Raw genomic sequence first — 17,726 nt, 5'->3', positions numbered from 1 at the left:
TGGAGTATTTCGATGAGCGCCCGGTTGATCTACGTGATGGACCCGCTGTGTTCCTGGTGCTGGGGTTTTGCTCCGGTGCTGGAGGCACTGGCCGCGCAGGCCGCCGAAGCGGGCATCGATACCCACCTGGTGGTGGGTGGGTTGCGCCGTGAGCGCACGGCCCTGGCGCCGGGGGACCGGGTCAAGATCCTCGGTCACTGGCAGGCGGTGAATGCCAGCACCGGCCAGTTGTTCGACTTCGCCGCCGGCATGCCGGAAGGCTTCGTCTACGACACCACCGCCGCCTGTCGTGCTCTGGTGACGGCTCGCGAGCTGGACGGCACGCGGGTCCTGCCGCTGCTGGCGGCGATTCAGAACGCCTTCTACTGCGGCGGCAGCGACGTCACCCTGCCGCTGGTGCTGGTCGAGCTGGCCGAACAGGCCGGTTACGCGCGGGGTGCATTCGCCAAGCGTTTCGATGCGGCGGACGTGGCCGAGGCGACGCTGGAGGATTTTCGCTGGGTCGAGATGCTCGGCATTGCCGGCTTTCCGACCCTGCTGGCCGAGCGCGATGGCCAGCTGGCGCTGCTGACCAACGGCTACCAGCCGCTGGAGCGCCTGGCGCCGCTGCTGACGCGCTGGCTGGAGCGCGCCGCGCATGCCTGACCGGCTGAGCTGGGCGGAAATACGCAGGCTCGCCTTGCACCACCGCAAGGCGCTGTTGCTGGCCAATCTGGTTGCCGTGTTCGCCACCCTGTGCAGCGTGCCTATCCCGCTGCTGCTGCCGCTGCTGGTCGACGAGGTGCTGCTCGGCGATGGCGATGCCGCGCTGAAGGTGATGGACAACTTCCTCCCCGTCGCCTGGCAGAGCGCCGCCGGCTACATCGGCCTGATGCTGGCACTGACGCTGGCGCTGCGCTGCTTCGCGCTGCTGTTCAACGTGCTGCAGGCAAGGCTGTTCGCGCGGCTGTCCAAGGACGTCATCTACCGCCTGCGCGTGCGGCTGATCGAGCGGCTCAAGCGCATCTCCCTGAGCGAATACGAGAACCTCGGTGGCGGCACCGTCAGTGCGCACCTGGTCACCGATCTGGACACCGTCGACACCTTCCTGGGTGAGACCCTGAGTCGCTTCCTGGTGGCCATGCTGACCCTGGCGGGGACCTCGGCGATCCTGTTGTGGATGCACTGGCAACTGGCGCTGCTGATCCTTCTGTTCAACCCGCTGGTGATCTACGCCACGGTACAGCTGGGCAAGCGCGTCAAACACCTGAAGAAGCTGGAGAACGACAGCACCGCGCGCTTTACCCAGGCGCTGACCGAGACGCTGGAGGCGATCCAGGAGATCCGCGCCGGCAACCGCCAGGGCTTCTTCCTCGGCCGGCTCGGCCTGCGCGCCCGCGAGGTGCGGGATCACGCCACCAACTCGCAGTGGCGCAGCGACGCCGCGGGGCGCGCCAGCGGGTTGCTGTTCCAGTTCGGCATCGACGTGTTTCGTGCCGCAGCGATGATCACCGTGCTGTTTTCCGACCTGTCGATCGGCCAGATGCTCGCGGTGTTCAGCTATCTCTGGTTCATGATCGGTCCGGTCGAGCAACTGCTGAACCTGCAGTACGCCTTCTACGCTGCTGGCGGTGCGCTGTGGCGAATCAACGAGCTGCTGGCGCGTGCCGACGAGCCGCAATACCCGGCCACGGTCGATCCCTTTGCCGGGCAGCGCAGTGTCGGCATCCAGGTGCGCGGGCTGCAGTTCGGCTACGGCGAGGAGCCGGTGCTCGATGGCCTCGATCTGGACATAGCGCCGGGCGAGAAGGTCGCCATCGTCGGCGCCTCCGGCGGCGGCAAGAGCACCCTGGTACAGCTGCTGCTCGGTCTCTACAGCCCGCAGTCGGGCAGCATCCGTTTCGGCGGCGCGGCGCTGGAGGAAATCGGTCTGGAGCGGGTGCGCGAGAACGTTGCGGTGGTGTTACAGCATCCGGCGCTGTTCAACGACACGGTGCGTGCCAACCTGACCATGGGTCGCGAGCGCGACGACTCGGCCTGCTGGCAGGCACTGGAGATCGCCCAGCTGGCCGAGACCATTCGCCAGTTGCCGCAGGGGCTGGACAGCGTGGTGGGGCGTGCCGGGGTGCGCCTGTCTGGCGGTCAGCGCCAGCGCCTGGCGATTGCGCGCATGGTCCTGGCCGAGCCCAAGGTGGTGATCCTCGACGAAGCCACCTCGGCGCTGGACGCGGCTACCGAGTACGCCTTGCACCGTGCGCTGAATACCTTCCTCGCAGAACGCACCACCCTGATCATCGCCCACCGGCTATCCGCGGTGAAGCAGGCCGACCGGGTGCTGGTGTTCGATGGCGGCCGCATCGCCGAAGACGGCGGCCACCAGCAACTGATCGCCGAAGGTGGTCTGTACGCCAAGCTCTACGGGCATCTGCAGCGCTGAGTTCTAGGCCGCAACTGGGCTCCCTGCAGCCGCGCCATGCGTTCGGCACCCTGCACGCCGACGCATCCCTCATCCGGCGCTGCGCGCCACCTTCTACCGGAGGGAGAAGGACAGCTGCGGGACGATGACGCTGTGTGGTGCCGAACAGAGCTTCGAACGCGCGCGGCTTTTCCCTCTCCAGCGGGAGAGGGTGCCGAAGGCGGGTGAGGGATGCCTCGGGCAACTCGTAGCGCATTTGCCGCTGCTGGTTGTTCGAGATGGCTCGCTGCTGGCGGATGCTTCAATCAAAACGCCGCTGACGGACACTTCAGACGACCTGCTGCTGAGCGCTCCAGGCAACTCGCTGCCGGATCGGCACAAACAAAAGGACCGCCCGAGGGCGGTCCAAACCGACGATGGCGACGGACGCTACGTGGCGTCCGTCTTGTGAAGGTTTTCTCAGAAGGACTTGGAGACAGCCAGGGTCACGTTGGTGTCGCAGTAGTCATCCTTGCCATACCAGACGGTGCAGGTGCTGCTCTTGATGTCGGTGTCGGTGTAGGTGAGGGACACGTCGAGGCCGACCAGGGTCTTGCTGATGCCGACGCTCCAGTCGTCATACTTCTCGCCATTGTCGACGCCAGCGTTGAGCGGGTCCTTGTAATCGCTCTGACCGTAGGTCAGGCCCAGGCCGATGCCGTAGGGCAGCTCGTGCTCGTACGCCAGGTAGGTGTACAGGCGGCTCTGCGGGTCGTAGGCGTACTTGGCGCCGACGGTGAAGCCGTAGGCGCTGACGCTGGCGAGGATTTCGTCAGTGTTGAACACGCTGGCTTCCGGGTAGACGTAGGTAGCCCAGGCCAGATCGTAGGAGATGTCCTCGGTGATGCTGCCGGCGAAACCGACGTAGTAGTCGACTTCGATGTTGGCGCCGCCATTGTTGCCGGGGAAGGCGAAGTCGTCGACGTTGGACGCCCAGACACCGGCGTACAGACCGCTTTCGTGAGCGATGTCCAGGCTGCCCTGGATTGCGCCGTTGCCGGCGGTCTGCGACTGGCCACGCCAGATGTAATCGGTAGCCAGGGTGGCGGTCATGCTCACATCGAACTTGCCGGCCGGGCTATCGAAGCTTTCGGCGGCGGCGAAACCGCTGAGACCGAAAGCGGAAGCGGCGGAAATTGCCAGGGTCAGTTTCTTCAGCATGGTGTTACTCCTGAGTGCGAAAGGTGGAGGCCTGTTGCCTCGTCATCAGCGTCTGGGCGCTTTTCTTTTAAGCCGATGACGCCTTTGCACAGTGCTTGCCAACTTTATAAAAACGTTATTTATCAATTGCTTACTGTCTTATTTCGGTTTTTTGTGATGCGTCGTCGTGGCTAACTTGCGTGCACCGTCGTGGATCGGTGCTCGTAAATGGGGCACGCCAAGGGCATGCGGAGATGACTGGCCTGAGGCTTGCACGAATCTGGGTCCGATAATCGAAGGAGTCATCTGGATGCGTGCGTTCTTTTGTGGCCTGGCCAGTCTGGCCGCGCTTTCCGTGCAGGCTGCAGAGCTGCATGTCGGTGCGGGCAAGGAGCACCTGATTGGCGAGCCGGTGCTGCACCTGCAGCGTCTGGTGCTCGAAGATGGGGCAACGTTGCGCATGGCGCCCGGATTGGGGCGGTTGCAGCTGCAAGCCGAGCAGGCATGGATCGGCAAGGGGGTGCGCATTCTGGCGCGCGGTGAGGATGCTGCGGCGGGTGCTCCGGGCACAGCCGCAATGGCAGTCACAGGGTGTGTGGACGGCCGCGACGGCGGCGCCGGTGGGGCCGGAATGAGCGGCGGGCAGGGAGTTGATCTGCAGTTACTGCTTGGTCTGCAGTCCTTCGGCTCGCTGTTGCTGGACAGCCGTGGTGGCGCCGGGGGCAGTGGCGGCGATGGTGGGGCAGGCAGTGACGGCAGTTCCGACGATCGCTGCGCCGGTGGCCACGGTGGCGCCGGAGGTGCAGGTGGTGACGGTGGCACGGGTGGTCGCGGCGGTGAGGTGGTGCTGCGCTACTGGAGTCTGAGTGCCGCGGGCTTCATTCCGATCAGCAACTACGGTCCGGGCGTACAGGTGCTCAACGGCGGTGGCGCCGGCGCAGCGGCCGGGCAGGGTGGTGCGCCGGGCGAGGGTGGTCGCGGTGAGCTGGTCAAGCGACCTACCGGCATCAAGGTGTTCCGCAATCCCGGTAGCTCGGGGAAGCCGGGGCAGCCCGGTCGCTTCGGTGCCCCGGGCGAGGACGGACGCTTCCTGATCGAGCCGCTGGCCAAGCCGGCCAGCTGAGGCGCGACCTCGAATGCCACCGGGCGGGGCGGATTCATTCGGCTTGCTCGGTGGACCAGCGCCGCAGCTCCTCGACCCTGGCGCGGCTCTCGGCCAGCGGCTTGTTGAGGGCCTCCTGGTAGTGTTCCAGCCAGCTGCGCGAGCCAACAATCATGCCGGCAAGATCGTGCATACCCGATTTGAGTCCGAGCAGGGTTTGCTGCAGGCCCTGTTCCTGGCCGATCAGGCTGCGCGCCAGCTGTTGCCGCAGCGCGGGGTCGCTACCGGCCGGTGAAGGCGCGGCCAGTCGCTCCAGCAGCGCAGCCTGTGCCTGCAACTGGGTCTGTTGCTGATCGATGTGCGCCTGCTGCTGTTGCAGGCGCGCCTCCAGTTGCACCACCTGTTCGCCAAGCTGAACGACCTCGGGCGCCAGTGCGGCGGTCTCGTCGTCGCTGACAAAGCCGATGACGCCGAGTGTGATCCAGCTGGCCAGCATCGTCAGGATCAGCCCCGCCACCACGAGCAGCAGCAGCCGGTTCATCGCGACGGTCTTCTCCACACGGGACAGATGATCTTCTGTGCTTTCCTGGGTTTCGCTGTTCGCCTGCATCGCGGTATCCCATTGTGATTGTTAGCTAAGGTCTTTCGCCCTCATCGAGCATTCACACTATTGATCTGGACTGGCAAAAGCTCGGGGAGTGCCTGTGTATACTGCGCCGCGCCCTGGCAACTGGCCAGGTGCCTCGATGCCTGGCAGGTACCGACCGACATGCCAGCCGACCTGCAACCGTCAATGGGGAGCCGTGACGTGAGCGAGACATCTTCCCACTCTGGCCAGCTCAAGCGCGGCCTGCAGAATCGCCATATCCAGCTGATCGCACTGGGTGGTGCCATCGGCACCGGCCTGTTCCTCGGTTCCGCCGGGGTGCTCAAGAGCGCCGGCCCGTCGATGATCCTCGGTTATGCCATCGGCGGGCTGATCGCTTTCCTGATCATGCGCCAGCTCGGCGAGATGATCGTCGAGGAGCCGGTCGCCGGCTCCTTCAGTCACTTTGCGCATGCCTACTGGGGCCGTTTCGCCGGCTTCCTCTCCGGCTGGAACTACTGGCTGCTCTATGTGCTGGTCGGCATGGCCGAGCTCACCGCGGTGGGCAAGTACGTACAGTTCTGGTGGCCGGAAATACCCACCTGGATGACCGCGGTGGCGTTCTTCGTGCTGATCAATGCCATCAACCTGTGCAACGTGAAGGTCTTCGGCGAGGCCGAGTTCTGGTTCTCGATCATCAAGGTGGTGGCGATCATCGGGATGATCCTGCTGGGCTGCTATCTGCTGTTCAGTGGCAGCGGCGGCGAGCAGGCCAGTGTCAGCAACCTGTGGAGCCATGGCGGCTTCTTCCCCAACGGCATCGAAGGGCTGCTGCTGATGATGGCGATCATCATGTTCTCCTTCGGCGGCCTGGAGCTGGTCGGCATCACCGCGGCGGAGGCGCAGAACCCGCAGCAGGTGATCCCCAGGGCGATCAATCAGGTGGTCTACCGCATCCTGATCTTCTACATAGGCGCGCTCAGCGTGCTGCTTTCGCTGTATCCCTGGGACAGCCTGGTGCAGACCCTGAATGCCGCCGGCGATCCCTACAGCAGCAGCCCCTTCGTACAGATCTTCTCGCTGATCGGCAGCGACACCGCCGCGCACATCCTCAACTTCGTGGTGCTCACCGCGGCGCTGTCGGTCTACAACAGCGGGGTCTACTGCAACAGCCGGATGCTCTTCGGCCTGGCCGAGCAGGGCGACGCGCCGCGCTGGCTGGCGCGTACCGACCGGCGTGGCGTACCGGTGATCGGCATCCTGGTTTCGGCGCTGATCACGCTGCTCTGCGTGCTGGTCAACTACCTGGCACCGAAGGAGGCGCTGACCCTGCTGATGTCGCTGGTGGTGGCGGCGCTGGTGATCAACTGGGCGATGATCAGCCTGACCCACCTGCGCTTCCGTGCCGCGCTGCAGCGCGCCGGACGTCAGCCGCTGTTCCGCGCGCTCTGGCATCCCTGGGGCAACCTGCTGTGCCTGCTGTTCCTGGCCTTCATTCTGGTGGTGATGTGGCTGGTGCCGGACACCCGGCTGTCGGTGTATGCCATCCCGGTCTGGCTGGCCTTCATGCTCGCCTGCCACCTGCTGCGCTCGCTGCTGCAGCGCAGGGTCGGCTGAGCAACGATGATTCCGGTCAACCCACTGGCGATTCTGATCGGCACGCTGATCATGCTGCTCAGTGTCATCAGTCTGATCGCGCTGCTGACCGTGGCAACGCTCTGGTGCTGGCCGCGTACGCGTCCGCTGTTGCGTCGGCGTCCCCGCTTGCTGGTGGTGCTGGTTATCCTGCTGGGCGTGCTGTCGGCGCCGGGTATCTGGGTCCAGCTGGAGCTGCTGGCGTTTGCCGCCGAGCAGCGTGCTGCGGCTCGCGCGCTCAATCCGACTCTGCTCGAGCCGCTCAGGCTGCAAGACATCGAGTTTCCTGCAGGCAGTCGGGTACGTTTGGAACGGGCCGAAGCGCAGACCCACTGGCGTACCGGTGATGCACTGCCCTACGGCCTTGAGACGCTGCAGGAGGCCTGGTTCGCCGAGCCGGTCGAGGTGCGCGGGCTGTGGGTGGAGCGTCTGTACTCCCCCTCGGGTTACTACTTCGCCGAGCTGGATCTGGCTGGCGACCAGCCGGTGGATGACTGGCCCTGCGCCGATTCCGCCCCGGTCGAGTTCCAGCGCGATGTGGCGGCCCGGTTGCGGCCCGCCACCTGGCTGCTGCGGCAGTGCGCCCTGCAGGCTGGCAGCGTAGTCGCCGGCGTCGAGTGGCCGGCTGGCAGCACGCTGGTCCGCAGCGGGAGCGAGTGGCGTCTGCGCTCCAGCGGGAAAGCGCCGATGAGTGTCGGCGGCATGCAGCTGAGCTGGCTGGAGCTGCGTCTTTCCGCGGAACGGGCGACTGTCACCCACGCGGGTGCGCTCGCCAAGCCGCTGCAGCTGGGTTCGATGCACTATGCCGCCGGCACCGAGGTGCTGATCTGGCCGGATGGTCAGCGCTGGTTCTCGCCGCGCCGCGTGCCGGCACGTGATAGCGACGCTGACCGACTGATCAACCCAGGCAACTCGGTACGGCAGTCGGCCGCCGGAGAGGTGCTGGGCGTCGACGACAACGCGCAATTGGGCATCATCGACTGGGCCGAGTTCGACCTCGACTGAATCTGCCGACGAATCCACGGAGCTGCCAACGCGATGCTGCAGATATCCAACTCACTGACGCTGCCCGATGACGAGATCGAGCTCAGCGCCATCCGCGCTCAGGGCGCCGGTGGCCAGAACGTCAACAAGGTTTCCAGCGCGGTGCATCTACGCTTCGACAGCCAGGCGTCGTCGCTGCCGGCCTTCTACAAGGAGCGCCTGCTGGCGCTGCGTGACAGCCGCATCACCGCCGATGGCGTGGTGATCATCAAGGGTCAGCGCTACCGGACCCAGGAGCAGAACCGTGCCGATGCGCTGGAGCGCCTGGCCGAACTGATCCGCGAGGCGGGACACACGGAGAAGGCGCGGCGGCCGACCAAGCCGACCATGGGCTCACGCAAGCGGCGGCTGGAGGAGAAAGGCCGCCGCGGCCAGATCAAGGCCGGGCGCGGCAAGGTCGATATCTGATCGTCGCCTCAGTAGTGTTCTTCCGCCTCGGCCCTGGCCTGTGTCTCGATGGACTCGGGGACTTCCGGCACCAGTTCCAGCACCGTCGGGCTGGTGCGCAGCATCGGCACGAAGTGTGCCGGTGGGTCGCTGATCAGGTCGCTGACGTGCCGCAGTCGATGCAGGTTGTAGATCGCCAGCGCAGCGAAACAGGCGGCGAAGAACAGCGGCAGCGTATCCGGGCCGAGCTGTTCGATCAGTACCCCGGCCAGCAACGGACCGCAGATCGCCCCCACGCCGTTGACCAACAGCAGCCCGCTGGAACCGGAGAGGATCTCGTCCGGGTGCAACTGGTCGATCAGCTGGGCTACGGCGAGCGGATAGACCGCGAAGGCCAGGCCGCCCCAGACGAAGAACAGCGCGAGCATCCAGATGCCGGTCGGCATCATGCTCAGCAGCAGCGAAACCAGCACCGCGAGTGAGACGACCCAGAACAGCACCGTGCGCCGGTCATGGTTGTCGGAGAAGCGTCCGATCGGCCACTGCAGCAGCGCGCCGCCGAGGATGCTCAGGCTCATCAGCAGGCCAACGCCGGAGGCATCCATGCCGTTGAGGCTGGCGTAGACCGGTGCCATGCCCCAGAAACCGCCCATCGACAGACCGGAGATGGCCGCCGCGAACAGCGCCAGCGGCGCGACCCGGATCAGGTGGCGCAAATCCACCGCGTGGGTGTCGGGGATGTTCGGCTGAGCCTGGCGGGTGAGGGCGATTGGGGTCAGCGCGCAGCAGATCAGAATCGCTGCCAGGGCGAAGAGGATGAACTCGGTTGGTGCGGCCAGCCCGAGCAGTTGCTGGGCAATCGCCAGTGCCACCAGGTTGACCACCATGTACACGGCGAAGATCTGCCCGCGCTGCTCGTTGCTGGCCTGGGCGTTCAGCCAGCTCTCGATGACCATGTACAGACCGATCAGCGCCATGCCGTAGCCGACCCGCAGGAACAGCCAGAACCAGGGATCGACTACCAGTACGTGCATCAGCGCGATGCTCGCGGCGACCGCAGCGAAAAAGGCGAATGCGCGGATGTGCCCGACCCGGCGGATCAGCGGTGTGTTGATCCAGGTGCCGAGCAGATAGCCGACGAAATAGCCGGACATGACCAGCCCGAGCATGGTCGTCGAGTAGCCTTCATGGACCCCGCGCAGGGTCAGGAGTGTGTTGAGCAGGCCATTGCCGAGCAATAGCAGAGCAACCCCGCTGAGTAGCGAGCTGATGGGGAGAATATGTGACCACATGGGGGCATCCTGGGCGATTAGGCTTGCGATGACAAGGCGAAGAGGGCGGCGGATCAGCCCTGGCGGTGCTGTTGTAGCGCCTGCTGGTCGCTGCGCGCGGCCATGATGAAGTCGTTGATGTGCAGCCCTTTCAGGCTGTGGGTCCACCAACTGACGCTGACCCGACCCCACTCGGTGAGCAGGGCCGGGTGGTGGTTTTCGGCTTCGGCCAGGGCGCCGATGGCGTTGGTGAACGCCAGGGCCTCGGCGAAATCGGCGAAGCGAAAGACCTTCTGCAACTGCGCCACTCCGCCGACCGTTTCGATCCGCCATCCGGGAAGCTGCTCCAGCAGCTCGCGTGCGCGGGCCTCTTCCACTGCCTCGGCGCTGTCGGCCTGGCAACTCTGGCAAGGGCTATTGGCGAGCGATGTCATGAACACTTCCTCCGGGTATTGAAACGGCGGGCGGGGTCACGCCTTCCCAGCAACAGACCGGCTGTCGGGGTGATGGGTTCAGCCTGGACCGGTCTGCGACCTAAGTCCAATGGGGAGGCGCCGTATGGCGGCGTATAAAGATCCGGCGCAGACCTCTGCGTGGTATTTGGATTGCAACGCTTCTTCCATTCCTCCCCGGAATGTTTTGCAGGGCGGCCCCAGGGCCGCCCTCTTTTTTTGGCCCAAATGTAGGTTGGGCGGATTTGGGTGCCACATTGCACTTGATGGCGGTTGGCTACTAGGATGGGTAGGCCAAACACAAGGAGCTAAAAATGGAATTTATTGAGAGATTAAGTGCTCTTTCCTCAAAAGTTCGTCAGCAGGGTGCATCAATTCAGACGGAGGAGGCGACGAAAACTGCTTTTGTCATGCCTTTTATTAATAGCGTTCTAGGGTATGACGTATTTGATCCGCATGAGGTTGTTCCGGAGTTTGTTTGTGATGTAGGCACGAAGAAAGGGGAGAAGATCGATTACGCGATTTTTATGAATGGTGATGTCCAGATTCTCATCGAGTGCAAGAAATTTGGTGAGTCTTTGAATATTAACCATGCCTCCCAGTTGTTTCGTTATTTCCATGTAACTAATGCGCGCATCTCGATACTTACTAATGGCCAGGTATATAGATTTTTTACCGACCTTGATGCGCCAAATAAAATGGACGAAAAGCCGTTTCTAGAGTTGGATCTGCTGGATATTGACGAGCACGTGATCCCTGAGTTGCAAAAATTAACAAAATCTGCATTTGACGTGGAGTCAATTATCAGTGCTGCGGGTGAGTTGAAGTATGTGAGTCAGTTAAAGAAGGAGATTGCTAGCCAGTTCAATGCTCCAAGCGATGAGTTTGTTAGGTTCTTTGCGTCTCGCGTCTACGAAGGGATGATTACTCAAAAGGTTCGTGAGCAGTTTTCTGAGTTAACTAGAAAGGCGGTTGCTCAGTTTCTTAATGATCAGATAAATGACCGATTGAAGTCTGCAATGAGCGGAACTCCAGTTGGTACGTTTTCGGCTCCGGCATCCGCTGTGGTACCAGCTTCTTCTGAAGGTAAGGCGGAAGCAGATGAGGATCGTGTTCATACTACCTTGGAGGAGCTGGAGGGGTTCCATATAGTAAAGGCGATTGTTCGTACTGTTGTGGATTCGAAACGAATTATTCATCGTGACACGCAAAGTTATTTTGGTGTGCTCCTTGATGATAATAATCGGAAGCCTATATGTCGCCTTCACTTCAATAGAAGTCAAAAATATATCGGCATATTTGATAAGGAGAAGAGTGAGACGCGACATCCAATTGCGTCGCTAGATGATATCTATGGTTTTTCCGATGCTCTAAAAACTACAGTCGGGTTTTACGAATAGGAGACTTCGCGGTGTAGGCCCGACATCGGGTTTTCCGATTTTACTTGGGGCCCCAAGCGCCCCCACGCTGGTTGTTAAAACAATGCGTCGGGGGCGTTGCATTTGAAGGCAGCGCCACACTTTATTCTCCCTGCCTGATCCGCCGCTTGCCGATGCGCATCAGGCGTACTCCCAGCATCAGGGCCGCGCAGGTCAGGCCGACGATCAGCCCCTGCCAGAGCCCCGCCGGGCCGCTGGCGGGGCCGAACCAATCGGCAAGGCCAAGGCCGTAGCCCACCGGCAGGCCGATGCCCCAGTAGGCGAACAGGGTGATCAGCATGGTCGCGCGGGTGTCCTGGTAGCCGCGCAGGGCCCCGGCGGCTGTTACCTGGATGGCGTCGGAGAACTGGAAGAACGCGGCATAGATCAGCAGGCCGCTGGCGACTGCGAGAACGCTGGCGTCGGTGCTGTAGAGGCGGGCGATGGCATCGCGGCCGAGCAGCATGGCGCTGGACGACAGGCACGCCAGCAGCAGCGACATGCCGATACCGATGCCGGCGACGAAGCGTGCGTCACGTGCATCGTTGCGGCCGAGCGCCTGGCCGACGCGGATGGTGATGGCCATGCCCAGCGAGTAGGGCAGCATGAACACCAGCGAGGAGAAGTTGAGGGCGATCTGGTGGCCGGCGACCACCGTGGCGCCGAGGCCGCCGATCAGCAGGGCGATCACCGAGAAGATGCTGGCTTCGGCAAAGATCGCGATGCCGATCGGCACACCGATCGACAGCAGCCGCGAGATGGTCGGCCAGTACGGCCGGTCGAAGCGGGCGAACAATTGGCTGGCGCGGTAGTAGGGCGCCCATCTGACCCAGACCAGCATCGCCAGCAGCGAGGCGATCATCACCAGCGCGGTGGCCCAGCCGCAACCGACGCCGCCCATCGCCGGCAAGCCGAGCTTGCCGTAGATGAAGATGTAGTTGAGCGGGATGTTCAGCAGCAGTCCGAGGATGCCGATGACCATGCTCGGCCGGGTGCGACCCAGGCCGTCGCTGAAGCAGCGCAGCACGTGATAGAGCGCGATGGCGGGAAAGCCCAGTGCCACGGCGCGCAGGTAGGCCATGGTCGGTTCGATCAGCTCCGCGGCGACCTGCATCCAGTGCAGCACCGGCTCGGCGTTCCACAGCAGCACGGCGCAGAGCGCGCCCACCGCCAGGCCGAGCCAGAGCGACTGACGCACCAGTGCGCCGATCCGTTCCTCGTCGCCTGCGCCGAACAGGCGCGCCACCTTGGCGGTGGTCGCCAGCAGTACGCCGGTCATCAGCAGGAACACCGGCACCCAGATCGAGTTGCCCAGGGCCACTGCCGCCAGGTCCTGGGGGCCGACGCGTCCGGCCATCACGGTGTCGACGAAGCCCATGGCGGTATGCGCCAGCTGGGCGATGATGATGGGTGTGGCGAGAACTGCCAGATGGCGCATTTCGGTGCGCACGCGGAGCAGGCGGGACTGAGCGGACATGACGTTGTATCGGGCTGGCGCGGAAGGCCCGCCAGTCTACGCCTGCACCTGCCGGGCAGGAAGCGCTTCGCGCTAGGCGCCGGCGCCTTGTTGCAGGATCCCCGGCAGCGACTGCCGATGGCGGCAGGCGACAGTGCGGATGTGCGCCGTTTTTCGCCGGGCAACCCTGAATGGTCGGGCCTTACGCTGCGGAGTCGTGCTCCGGCCGGCCGGGGTGACGGACGCGGCGAATCTGTGCCTCGGTACGAAGCCTTCCTGCGGAAAAACCGCGGGCCGCAATTCCCCGCGGGGATTACCATGGGCGCTCCGTTTTTCAGGAGCCGGCCATGCGTATCGTAGCCGACGAAAATATCCCCCTGCTCGATGAGTTCTTCGCAGCCTTCGGTGAGATCCGCCGGCTGCCCGGTCGCACGCTCGAGCGCGATGCCCTGGGCGACGCGCAGCTGCTGCTGGTGCGCTCGGTGACCCGGGTCGATGAAGCGTTGCTGGCAGGCAGTGCGGTGCGCTTCGTCGGCACCTGCACCATAGGCACCGATCATCTGGATCTGGACTATCTGCAGCGTCAGGGCATCGCCTGGGCCAGCGCGCCGGGCTGCAATGCCCGCGGCGTGGTCGACTATGTGCTCGGCAGCCTGCTGGTGCTGGCCGAGGATGCGGGGGTTGCGCTGGCCGAGCGACGCTTCGGCATCGTCGGCGCAGGGCAGGTCGGTGAGCGGCTGGCGCGGGTCATGCGCGGCCTGGGCTGGCGGGTGGAGGTCTGCGATCCACCGCGCGCGCGCGCGGGGGAGCCGGGCTTCGTCAGCCTCGATGAAATCCTCACCCGCTGCGATGTGATCAGTCTGCACACGCCCTTGGCGCGCGACGGACAGGACGCCACCTGGCACCTGCTCGACGAGACCCGTCTGGCCAGCCTGCGGCCGGGCACCTGGCTGATCAATGCCAGCCGCGGTGGGGTGGTCGACAACCAGGCGCTCAACCGGGTGCTGCAGCAGCGTAGCGATCTGCGCGCGGTGCTGGATGTCTGGGAGGGTGAACCGCAGGTGGATGTCGAGCTGGCCCGCCGCTGTCGCCTGGCCACGCCGCACGTTGCCGGTTACAGCCTGGACGGCAAGTTGCGCGGCAGCGAGCAGATCTACCAGGCACTCTGCGCCTGGCTCGGCCAGCCAGCGGCACTGCGTCTTGCCGACATGTCGCCGGCACAGTGGTTGCGGCAGCTGGAGCTGGATGCGGATTGCCCGCCGGACTGGGCGCTGGCAACCCTTTGCCGGGCAGTCTACGACCCGCGTCGCGACAGCGCCGATTTTATCCGCAGCCTGCAAGCGGAGGCCGAGCAGCGGCGTCTGGCCTTCGACGCGCTACGCAAGCACTACCCGATGCGCCGCGAGATCGATGGCCTGCAGGTGCGAATCAGTGGGGAATCGTCGCCGTTGCGCGACATGGTCAAGGCGCTGGGCGCGCGTCTGGTCTGAGCGGCCCGTGGCTGGTGCCGCACGTCGAGCCTGGCTGCCGATGCGGTACCGGCCCGGGAGCTTGCCGACCAGGCCCAGCCGAAGCGATCGGCAGCCCGGCCGTGGCGTCGGGCGAGACGCACGGAATCGGCGCGAGCCGCGCTCAGCGACTTCGCGTCACTTCAGCCGTGCTGGCTGGCGTTGCTGAAGCTCTTTTCCAGTTCGTTGCAGGCGCGCTGGATCATGTGTTCGGTGATCGGCACTTCACGGCCTTCGTCATCGATCACGGCGCCGCCGACCTGCTGCTGAGGCTTGAGCGGAATTACCCGGAGGGTGGTGGTTGCGGGCTGCTGCTGAGTCATGGAGCGCTCTCCTTGAGGCTGTTCGGGGCAGCCTACGTCGCCTGGATGAAAACTCTGTGACAGTGCTCGAGCGCAAAAGTCACAGCCTGAATGGGTGACGACTGCCTGCTGCGCGGGGCATGATCGCCCTTTTTCGCGATGCAGGATGCTCGGGCAATGAAGATGGCACGCTGGCTTTTTCCGCTCTTCATGGTGTGGGGGATGGCGGCGCAGGCGGCCGCGATCGACAGGGCGCAACTGGTCGAGGATGCGCGCAAGCAGGTCGGCGTGACGCTGTTCTACGACCCGCGCTATCAGCGCCTGGATTACCCCGGTGGCGATGTGCCGATGATCACTGGCGTGTGTACCGATGTGATCATCCGCGCCCTGCGGGCCCAGGGCCTGGACCTGCAGCAGAGGGTGCACCAGGACATGCGCGCCAACTTTGCCAGCTACCCGCAGAACTGGGGGCTGCGCGGGCCGGATCGCAATATCGATCATCGCCGCGTGCCCAATCTGATGACCTGGTTTACGCGCCAGGGCTGGAGCCTGCGGTTCTCCAGTGTTCCGGCCCGCTACCAGGCAGGTGACATCGTCACCTGGGACCTGGGCGGCGGAACGCTGCATATCGGCATCGTCAGCGACCGTCGCAGTGCCGAGGGCGTGCCATTGATCCTGCACAACATCGGCTTTGGTGCGCGCGAGGATGACCTGCTGCTGCGCTACAAGATCATCGGCCACTACCGGATCAAGGTGGCGGGCGGGTAAACAGGGCACAGGCGACATCCGTCACCCTTGCACGCCAGGGCATCTGGTTTCAGGCAGCGCGGGGCACCTTGCTGTTCAGGCCATCCCTCATCCGTCGCTGCGCGCCACCTTCTCCCGCAGGGAGAAGGAAGGCTGTATCAGCACAGCGCAGTGTGTGGCCACGCGGAGTATCGAGCGGCCCGCGGTTTTGCCCTCTCCCACCGGGAGAGGGTGCCGAAGGCGGGTGAGGGATGTTTCAGGCGACTCGCTGCAGAAGCAAAACGCGGGGGGGGCAGATGACTCGCTGCCGATGCAGAACGCGTTCAGCGCCGCACCGCCGCAGCGGCAAGGCTCAGCGGTATTCGCAGAGGTAGGCGGTGTCGCTGGCGACCTTGAGCTGGAACTTGCTGTTGGCCGGAACGGTGAACTGGCTGCCGCTCTCGAAGGTCTCCCAGGCCTCGCTGCCCGGCAGCTTGACGGTCAGGGCGCCGGCGACCACGTGCATCACTTCCAGCTGCGCGGTGCCGAATTCGTATTCGCCTGCGGCCATGACGCCGATGGTCGCGGGACCGGCGGCCATGTCGAAGGCAATGGATTTGACGGTGCCGTCGAAGTACTCGTTGACCTTGAACATTGGGATTCCTCGAAAAGGGAAGGCGGGAAAAAGGCTGGCAAGTATGCCCAAGCCGTTGCGCTCCGTCATCCCGCCCGAGCGGGTCAGTCGGGCAGGGTCAGTGGCAGCAGGCGGGCGGTGTTGCGCGCGTCTTCAAGGGCGCGGTGCTGGGTGCCGTGGAACTGCATGCCGGCCAGCTGCAGGGCGCTCTTGAGTCCCACCGGGCGCCTGAGCTGACGGGCCTGGGCGAAACGCTGCTTGAGATTGAGGTGCTCGACCTGCTGCAGCGCGCTGGACAAGCCGTTGCGCTGCCATTCCAGTTCCAGCTGCTGGCGGTCGTAGTCGCCCCAGCTGATCCAGCCGAGCAATTCGCCGGCGTAGCCGCCCAGCCAGCGCTCGAACTCCGGCCAGACCGCGGCAAGGCTTTGCGCGCTGTCCACCTCGACCTGTTCGATATGTGTCAGCTCACGGCAGAAGCGGGTCAGCAGTGGCCGCCGCAGCGGGCGGACGAAACGCTGGAAATGACCGATCTCCTGGCCATTGCCGGCGACCAGGCAGGCGCCGATCTCGATGATCTCCATTTCCTCCAGCGGCCAGCCGCCTTCCTCGGTGGTCGCTTCCAGATCGATTACCAGCCAGTGCCGCATGGTGCCTCCGTTGGCACATTCGGGTGGCGCCGAGTATGGAAGGGCTTTCGTCGGTCGGCAAACCATGGCTACCCTCTGTCGATCACTATCAGGAGGCGCATCACATGGCGAAGGTGGCATTCATCGGATTGGGCGTGATGGGCTATCCCATGGCCGGGCACCTGGCGCGTCAGGGCCATGAGGTCTGCGTCTACAACCGCAGCGCCGGGCGGGCCGATGCCTGGGTGAAGGAGTATCCGGGGCGTAGTGCGGCAAGCCCCCGCGCAGCGGCAAAGGACGCGCAGTTCGTGATGACCTGCGTCGGCAATGACGATGACCTGCGCGCCGTGGTCCTGGGCGAGGACGGCGCGCTGGCCGGCATGGCGCCAGGGGCGGTGCTGATCGATCACACCACCGCCTCGGCGCGGGTCGCCCGTGAGCTGGCACTGATGGCTGCCGAGCGTGAGCTGGGGTTTCTCGATGCGCCGGTGTCCGGCGGTCAGGCCGGCGCCCAGCAGGGCGCGCTGACGGTGATGGTCGGTGGCGAACCGGCGATCTTCCAGCGGGCCGAGCCGGTGATCGAATGCTATGCGCGGATGGTCCGGCTGATGGGGCACGCCGGCAGTGGCCAACTGACCAAGATGGTCAACCAGATCTGCATCGGCGGGTTGCTGCAGGGCCTGGCGGAAGCGCTCAACTTCGCCCGCGCCGCCGGGCTGGATGCCGAGTCGGCGATGGAGGTGATCGGCAAGGGCGCGGCGCAATCCTGGCAGCTCGACAATCGCCACAAGAGCATGCTCGCCGGCGAATTCGACTTCGGCTTCGCGGTGGACTGGATGCGCAAGGATTTCGCCATCGTGCTTGAAGAAGCGCGCAGCAACGGTGCGCCCCTGCCGGTAACCGCCCTGGTCGACCAGCTCTATGCCGAGGTGCAGGCGATGGGCGGCGGCCGCTGGGATACCTCGAGCCTGATCCGTCGCCTGGTCCCGCGCGGCTGAAACTCGC

The 17,726-nt window shown here is 64.5% G+C and carries 19 protein-coding genes; 11 read left to right on the top strand and 8 right to left on the bottom strand.

The features are described 5' to 3' along the window. Positions 1 to 12: 12 nt before the first annotated feature. The 3 genes from DBO85_RS04935 (at position 13) to DBO85_RS04925 (ending at position 2,846) form a co-directional block, all read left to right on the top strand. The gene (locus tag DBO85_RS04935) at positions 13 to 645 is read left to right on the top strand and encodes a DsbA family protein (protein WP_108105840.1); all 633 of its coding nucleotides are present in this window, start codon (positions 13 to 15) and stop codon (positions 643 to 645) included. Then, positions 638 to 2,416 (top strand): ABC transporter ATP-binding protein, encoded by a 1,779-nt coding sequence (locus DBO85_RS04930; protein WP_108105838.1) that lies wholly within the window; start codon positions 638 to 640, stop codon positions 2,414 to 2,416. The genes DBO85_RS04935 and DBO85_RS04930 overlap by 8 nt, the downstream gene beginning before the upstream one ends. 124 nt (positions 2,417 to 2,540) lie before the next feature. Further along, positions 2,541 to 2,846, top strand: a complete 306-nt coding sequence (locus DBO85_RS04925; protein ID WP_108105836.1) for a hypothetical protein — start codon at positions 2,541 to 2,543, stop codon at positions 2,844 to 2,846. An 8-nt stretch (positions 2,847 to 2,854) separates the two neighbouring features. Here DBO85_RS04925 and DBO85_RS04920 read toward each other — a convergent pair whose 3' ends face one another. Then, positions 2,855 to 3,595, bottom strand: a complete 741-nt coding sequence (locus tag DBO85_RS04920) for a TorF family putative porin (RefSeq protein ID WP_108105834.1) — start codon at positions 3,593 to 3,595, stop codon at positions 2,855 to 2,857. A 289-nt stretch (positions 3,596 to 3,884) separates the two neighbouring features. On the opposite strand from DBO85_RS04920, the gene DBO85_RS04915 reads away from it, so the two are divergent. Next, positions 3,885 to 4,697, top strand: coding sequence for a hypothetical protein (locus DBO85_RS04915; protein WP_108105832.1), 813 nt, complete (start codon positions 3,885 to 3,887; stop codon positions 4,695 to 4,697). A gap of 34 nt (positions 4,698 to 4,731) precedes the next feature. Here the strand turns inward: DBO85_RS04915 and DBO85_RS04910 are convergent, their stop codons facing one another. Continuing rightward, positions 4,732 to 5,286 (bottom strand): hypothetical protein, encoded by a 555-nt coding sequence (locus DBO85_RS04910; RefSeq protein ID WP_108105830.1) that lies wholly within the window; start codon positions 5,284 to 5,286, stop codon positions 4,732 to 4,734. A 198-nt stretch (positions 5,287 to 5,484) separates the two neighbouring features. On the opposite strand from DBO85_RS04910, the gene DBO85_RS04905 reads away from it, so the two are divergent. The 3 genes from DBO85_RS04905 to arfB are packed head-to-tail and all read left to right on the top strand — an operon-like array spanning position 5,485 to position 8,349. Then, entirely contained in the window at positions 5,485 to 6,879 is a 1,395-nt protein-coding gene (locus DBO85_RS04905) for an amino acid permease (protein WP_407681447.1), read from the top strand. A gap of 6 nt (positions 6,880 to 6,885) precedes the next feature. Further along, a complete protein-coding gene (locus DBO85_RS04900; RefSeq protein ID WP_108105827.1) occupies positions 6,886 to 7,902 on the top strand; it encodes a hypothetical protein in 1,017 nt (338 codons plus the stop codon). Positions 7,903 to 7,935: 33 nt separating this feature from the next. Then, positions 7,936 to 8,349 carry an alternative ribosome rescue aminoacyl-tRNA hydrolase ArfB gene (gene arfB / locus DBO85_RS04895; RefSeq protein ID WP_108105824.1) on the top strand — a complete coding sequence of 138 codons (414 nt, stop codon included), beginning with the start codon at positions 7,936 to 7,938 and terminating at the stop codon, positions 8,347 to 8,349. 8 nt (positions 8,350 to 8,357) lie between these two features. On the opposite strand, the gene DBO85_RS04890 is transcribed toward arfB, so the two are convergent. Beyond that, entirely contained in the window at positions 8,358 to 9,620 is a 1,263-nt protein-coding gene (locus DBO85_RS04890) for an MFS transporter (protein ID WP_108105822.1), read from the bottom strand. 53 nt (positions 9,621 to 9,673) lie between these two features. Then, positions 9,674 to 10,033 carry a 4a-hydroxytetrahydrobiopterin dehydratase gene (locus DBO85_RS04885; protein WP_108105820.1) on the bottom strand — a complete coding sequence of 120 codons (360 nt, stop codon included), beginning with the start codon at positions 10,031 to 10,033 and terminating at the stop codon, positions 9,674 to 9,676. A gap of 332 nt (positions 10,034 to 10,365) precedes the next feature. On the opposite strand from DBO85_RS04885, the gene DBO85_RS04880 reads away from it, so the two are divergent. After that, positions 10,366 to 11,451, top strand: coding sequence for a type I restriction endonuclease (locus DBO85_RS04880; protein ID WP_108105819.1), 1,086 nt, complete (start codon positions 10,366 to 10,368; stop codon positions 11,449 to 11,451). Between the two features lie 121 nt (positions 11,452 to 11,572). On the opposite strand, the gene DBO85_RS04875 is transcribed toward DBO85_RS04880, so the two are convergent. Continuing rightward, a complete protein-coding gene (locus DBO85_RS04875; protein ID WP_108105817.1) occupies positions 11,573 to 12,946 on the bottom strand; it encodes an MATE family efflux transporter in 1,374 nt (457 codons plus the stop codon). A gap of 326 nt (positions 12,947 to 13,272) precedes the next feature. Between DBO85_RS04875 and pdxB the strand changes: the two genes are divergently transcribed. After that, a complete protein-coding gene (gene pdxB / locus DBO85_RS04870) occupies positions 13,273 to 14,415 on the top strand; it encodes a 4-phosphoerythronate dehydrogenase PdxB (RefSeq protein WP_108105815.1) in 1,143 nt (380 codons plus the stop codon). 161 nt (positions 14,416 to 14,576) lie between these two features. Here the strand turns inward: pdxB and DBO85_RS04865 are convergent, their stop codons facing one another. Next, positions 14,577 to 14,756: a PA1571 family protein gene (locus DBO85_RS04865; RefSeq protein WP_108105813.1), complete on the bottom strand. Its 180-nt coding sequence runs from the start codon at positions 14,754 to 14,756 to the stop codon at positions 14,577 to 14,579. Positions 14,757 to 14,912: 156 nt separating this feature from the next. On the opposite strand from DBO85_RS04865, the gene DBO85_RS04860 reads away from it, so the two are divergent. Beyond that, positions 14,913 to 15,503, top strand: a complete 591-nt coding sequence (locus tag DBO85_RS04860) for a DUF1287 domain-containing protein (protein ID WP_108105811.1) — start codon at positions 14,913 to 14,915, stop codon at positions 15,501 to 15,503. A gap of 331 nt (positions 15,504 to 15,834) precedes the next feature. Here DBO85_RS04860 and ppnP read toward each other — a convergent pair whose 3' ends face one another. Beyond that, a complete protein-coding gene (ppnP, locus tag DBO85_RS04855; RefSeq protein WP_108105809.1) occupies positions 15,835 to 16,116 on the bottom strand; it encodes a pyrimidine/purine nucleoside phosphorylase in 282 nt (93 codons plus the stop codon). Positions 16,117 to 16,199: 83 nt separating this feature from the next. Continuing rightward, positions 16,200 to 16,742, bottom strand: coding sequence for an exonuclease domain-containing protein (locus tag DBO85_RS04850; protein WP_108105807.1), 543 nt, complete (start codon positions 16,740 to 16,742; stop codon positions 16,200 to 16,202). 104 nt (positions 16,743 to 16,846) lie between these two features. Between DBO85_RS04850 and DBO85_RS04845 the strand changes: the two genes are divergently transcribed. Further along, positions 16,847 to 17,719, top strand: a complete 873-nt coding sequence (locus DBO85_RS04845; RefSeq protein ID WP_108105805.1) for an NAD(P)-dependent oxidoreductase — start codon at positions 16,847 to 16,849, stop codon at positions 17,717 to 17,719. Positions 17,720 to 17,726 lie beyond the last annotated feature (7 nt).

This window comes from Pseudomonas mangrovi (genome assembly GCF_003052585.1).
In the GTDB taxonomy this organism is placed as follows: Bacteria; Pseudomonadota; Gammaproteobacteria; order Pseudomonadales; family Pseudomonadaceae; genus Aquipseudomonas; species Aquipseudomonas mangrovi.
This window is presented reverse-complemented; position numbering and strand designations above follow the sequence as displayed.

Coding starts and splice junctions, on each gene's coding strand:
- DBO85_RS04890 (WP_108105822.1), bottom strand. CDS start 9,620: ATGTGGTCACATATTCTCCCCATCAGCTCGCTACTCAGCGGGGTTGCT.
- DBO85_RS04935 (WP_108105840.1), top strand. CDS start 13: ATGAGCGCCCGGTTGATCTACGTGATGGACCCGCTGTGTTCCTGGTGC.
- DBO85_RS04875 (WP_108105817.1), bottom strand. CDS start 12,946: ATGTCCGCTCAGTCCCGCCTGCTCCGCGTGCGCACCGAAATGCGCCAT.
- DBO85_RS04880 (WP_108105819.1), top strand. CDS start 10,366: ATGGAATTTATTGAGAGATTAAGTGCTCTTTCCTCAAAAGTTCGTCAG.
- arfB (WP_108105824.1), top strand. CDS start 7,936: ATGCTGCAGATATCCAACTCACTGACGCTGCCCGATGACGAGATCGAG.
- DBO85_RS04850 (WP_108105807.1), bottom strand. CDS start 16,742: ATGCGGCACTGGCTGGTAATCGATCTGGAAGCGACCACCGAGGAAGGC.
- pdxB (WP_108105815.1), top strand. CDS start 13,273: ATGCGTATCGTAGCCGACGAAAATATCCCCCTGCTCGATGAGTTCTTC.
- DBO85_RS04910 (WP_108105830.1), bottom strand. CDS start 5,286: ATGCAGGCGAACAGCGAAACCCAGGAAAGCACAGAAGATCATCTGTCC.
- DBO85_RS04860 (WP_108105811.1), top strand. CDS start 14,913: ATGAAGATGGCACGCTGGCTTTTTCCGCTCTTCATGGTGTGGGGGATG.
- DBO85_RS04865 (WP_108105813.1), bottom strand. CDS start 14,756: ATGACTCAGCAGCAGCCCGCAACCACCACCCTCCGGGTAATTCCGCTC.
- DBO85_RS04915 (WP_108105832.1), top strand. CDS start 3,885: ATGCGTGCGTTCTTTTGTGGCCTGGCCAGTCTGGCCGCGCTTTCCGTG.
- DBO85_RS04885 (WP_108105820.1), bottom strand. CDS start 10,033: ATGACATCGCTCGCCAATAGCCCTTGCCAGAGTTGCCAGGCCGACAGC.
- DBO85_RS04900 (WP_108105827.1), top strand. CDS start 6,886: ATGATTCCGGTCAACCCACTGGCGATTCTGATCGGCACGCTGATCATG.
- DBO85_RS04930 (WP_108105838.1), top strand. CDS start 638: ATGCCTGACCGGCTGAGCTGGGCGGAAATACGCAGGCTCGCCTTGCAC.
- DBO85_RS04925 (WP_108105836.1), top strand. CDS start 2,541: ATGACGCTGTGTGGTGCCGAACAGAGCTTCGAACGCGCGCGGCTTTTC.
- DBO85_RS04845 (WP_108105805.1), top strand. CDS start 16,847: ATGGCGAAGGTGGCATTCATCGGATTGGGCGTGATGGGCTATCCCATG.
- DBO85_RS04920 (WP_108105834.1), bottom strand. CDS start 3,595: ATGCTGAAGAAACTGACCCTGGCAATTTCCGCCGCTTCCGCTTTCGGT.
- ppnP (WP_108105809.1), bottom strand. CDS start 16,116: ATGTTCAAGGTCAACGAGTACTTCGACGGCACCGTCAAATCCATTGCC.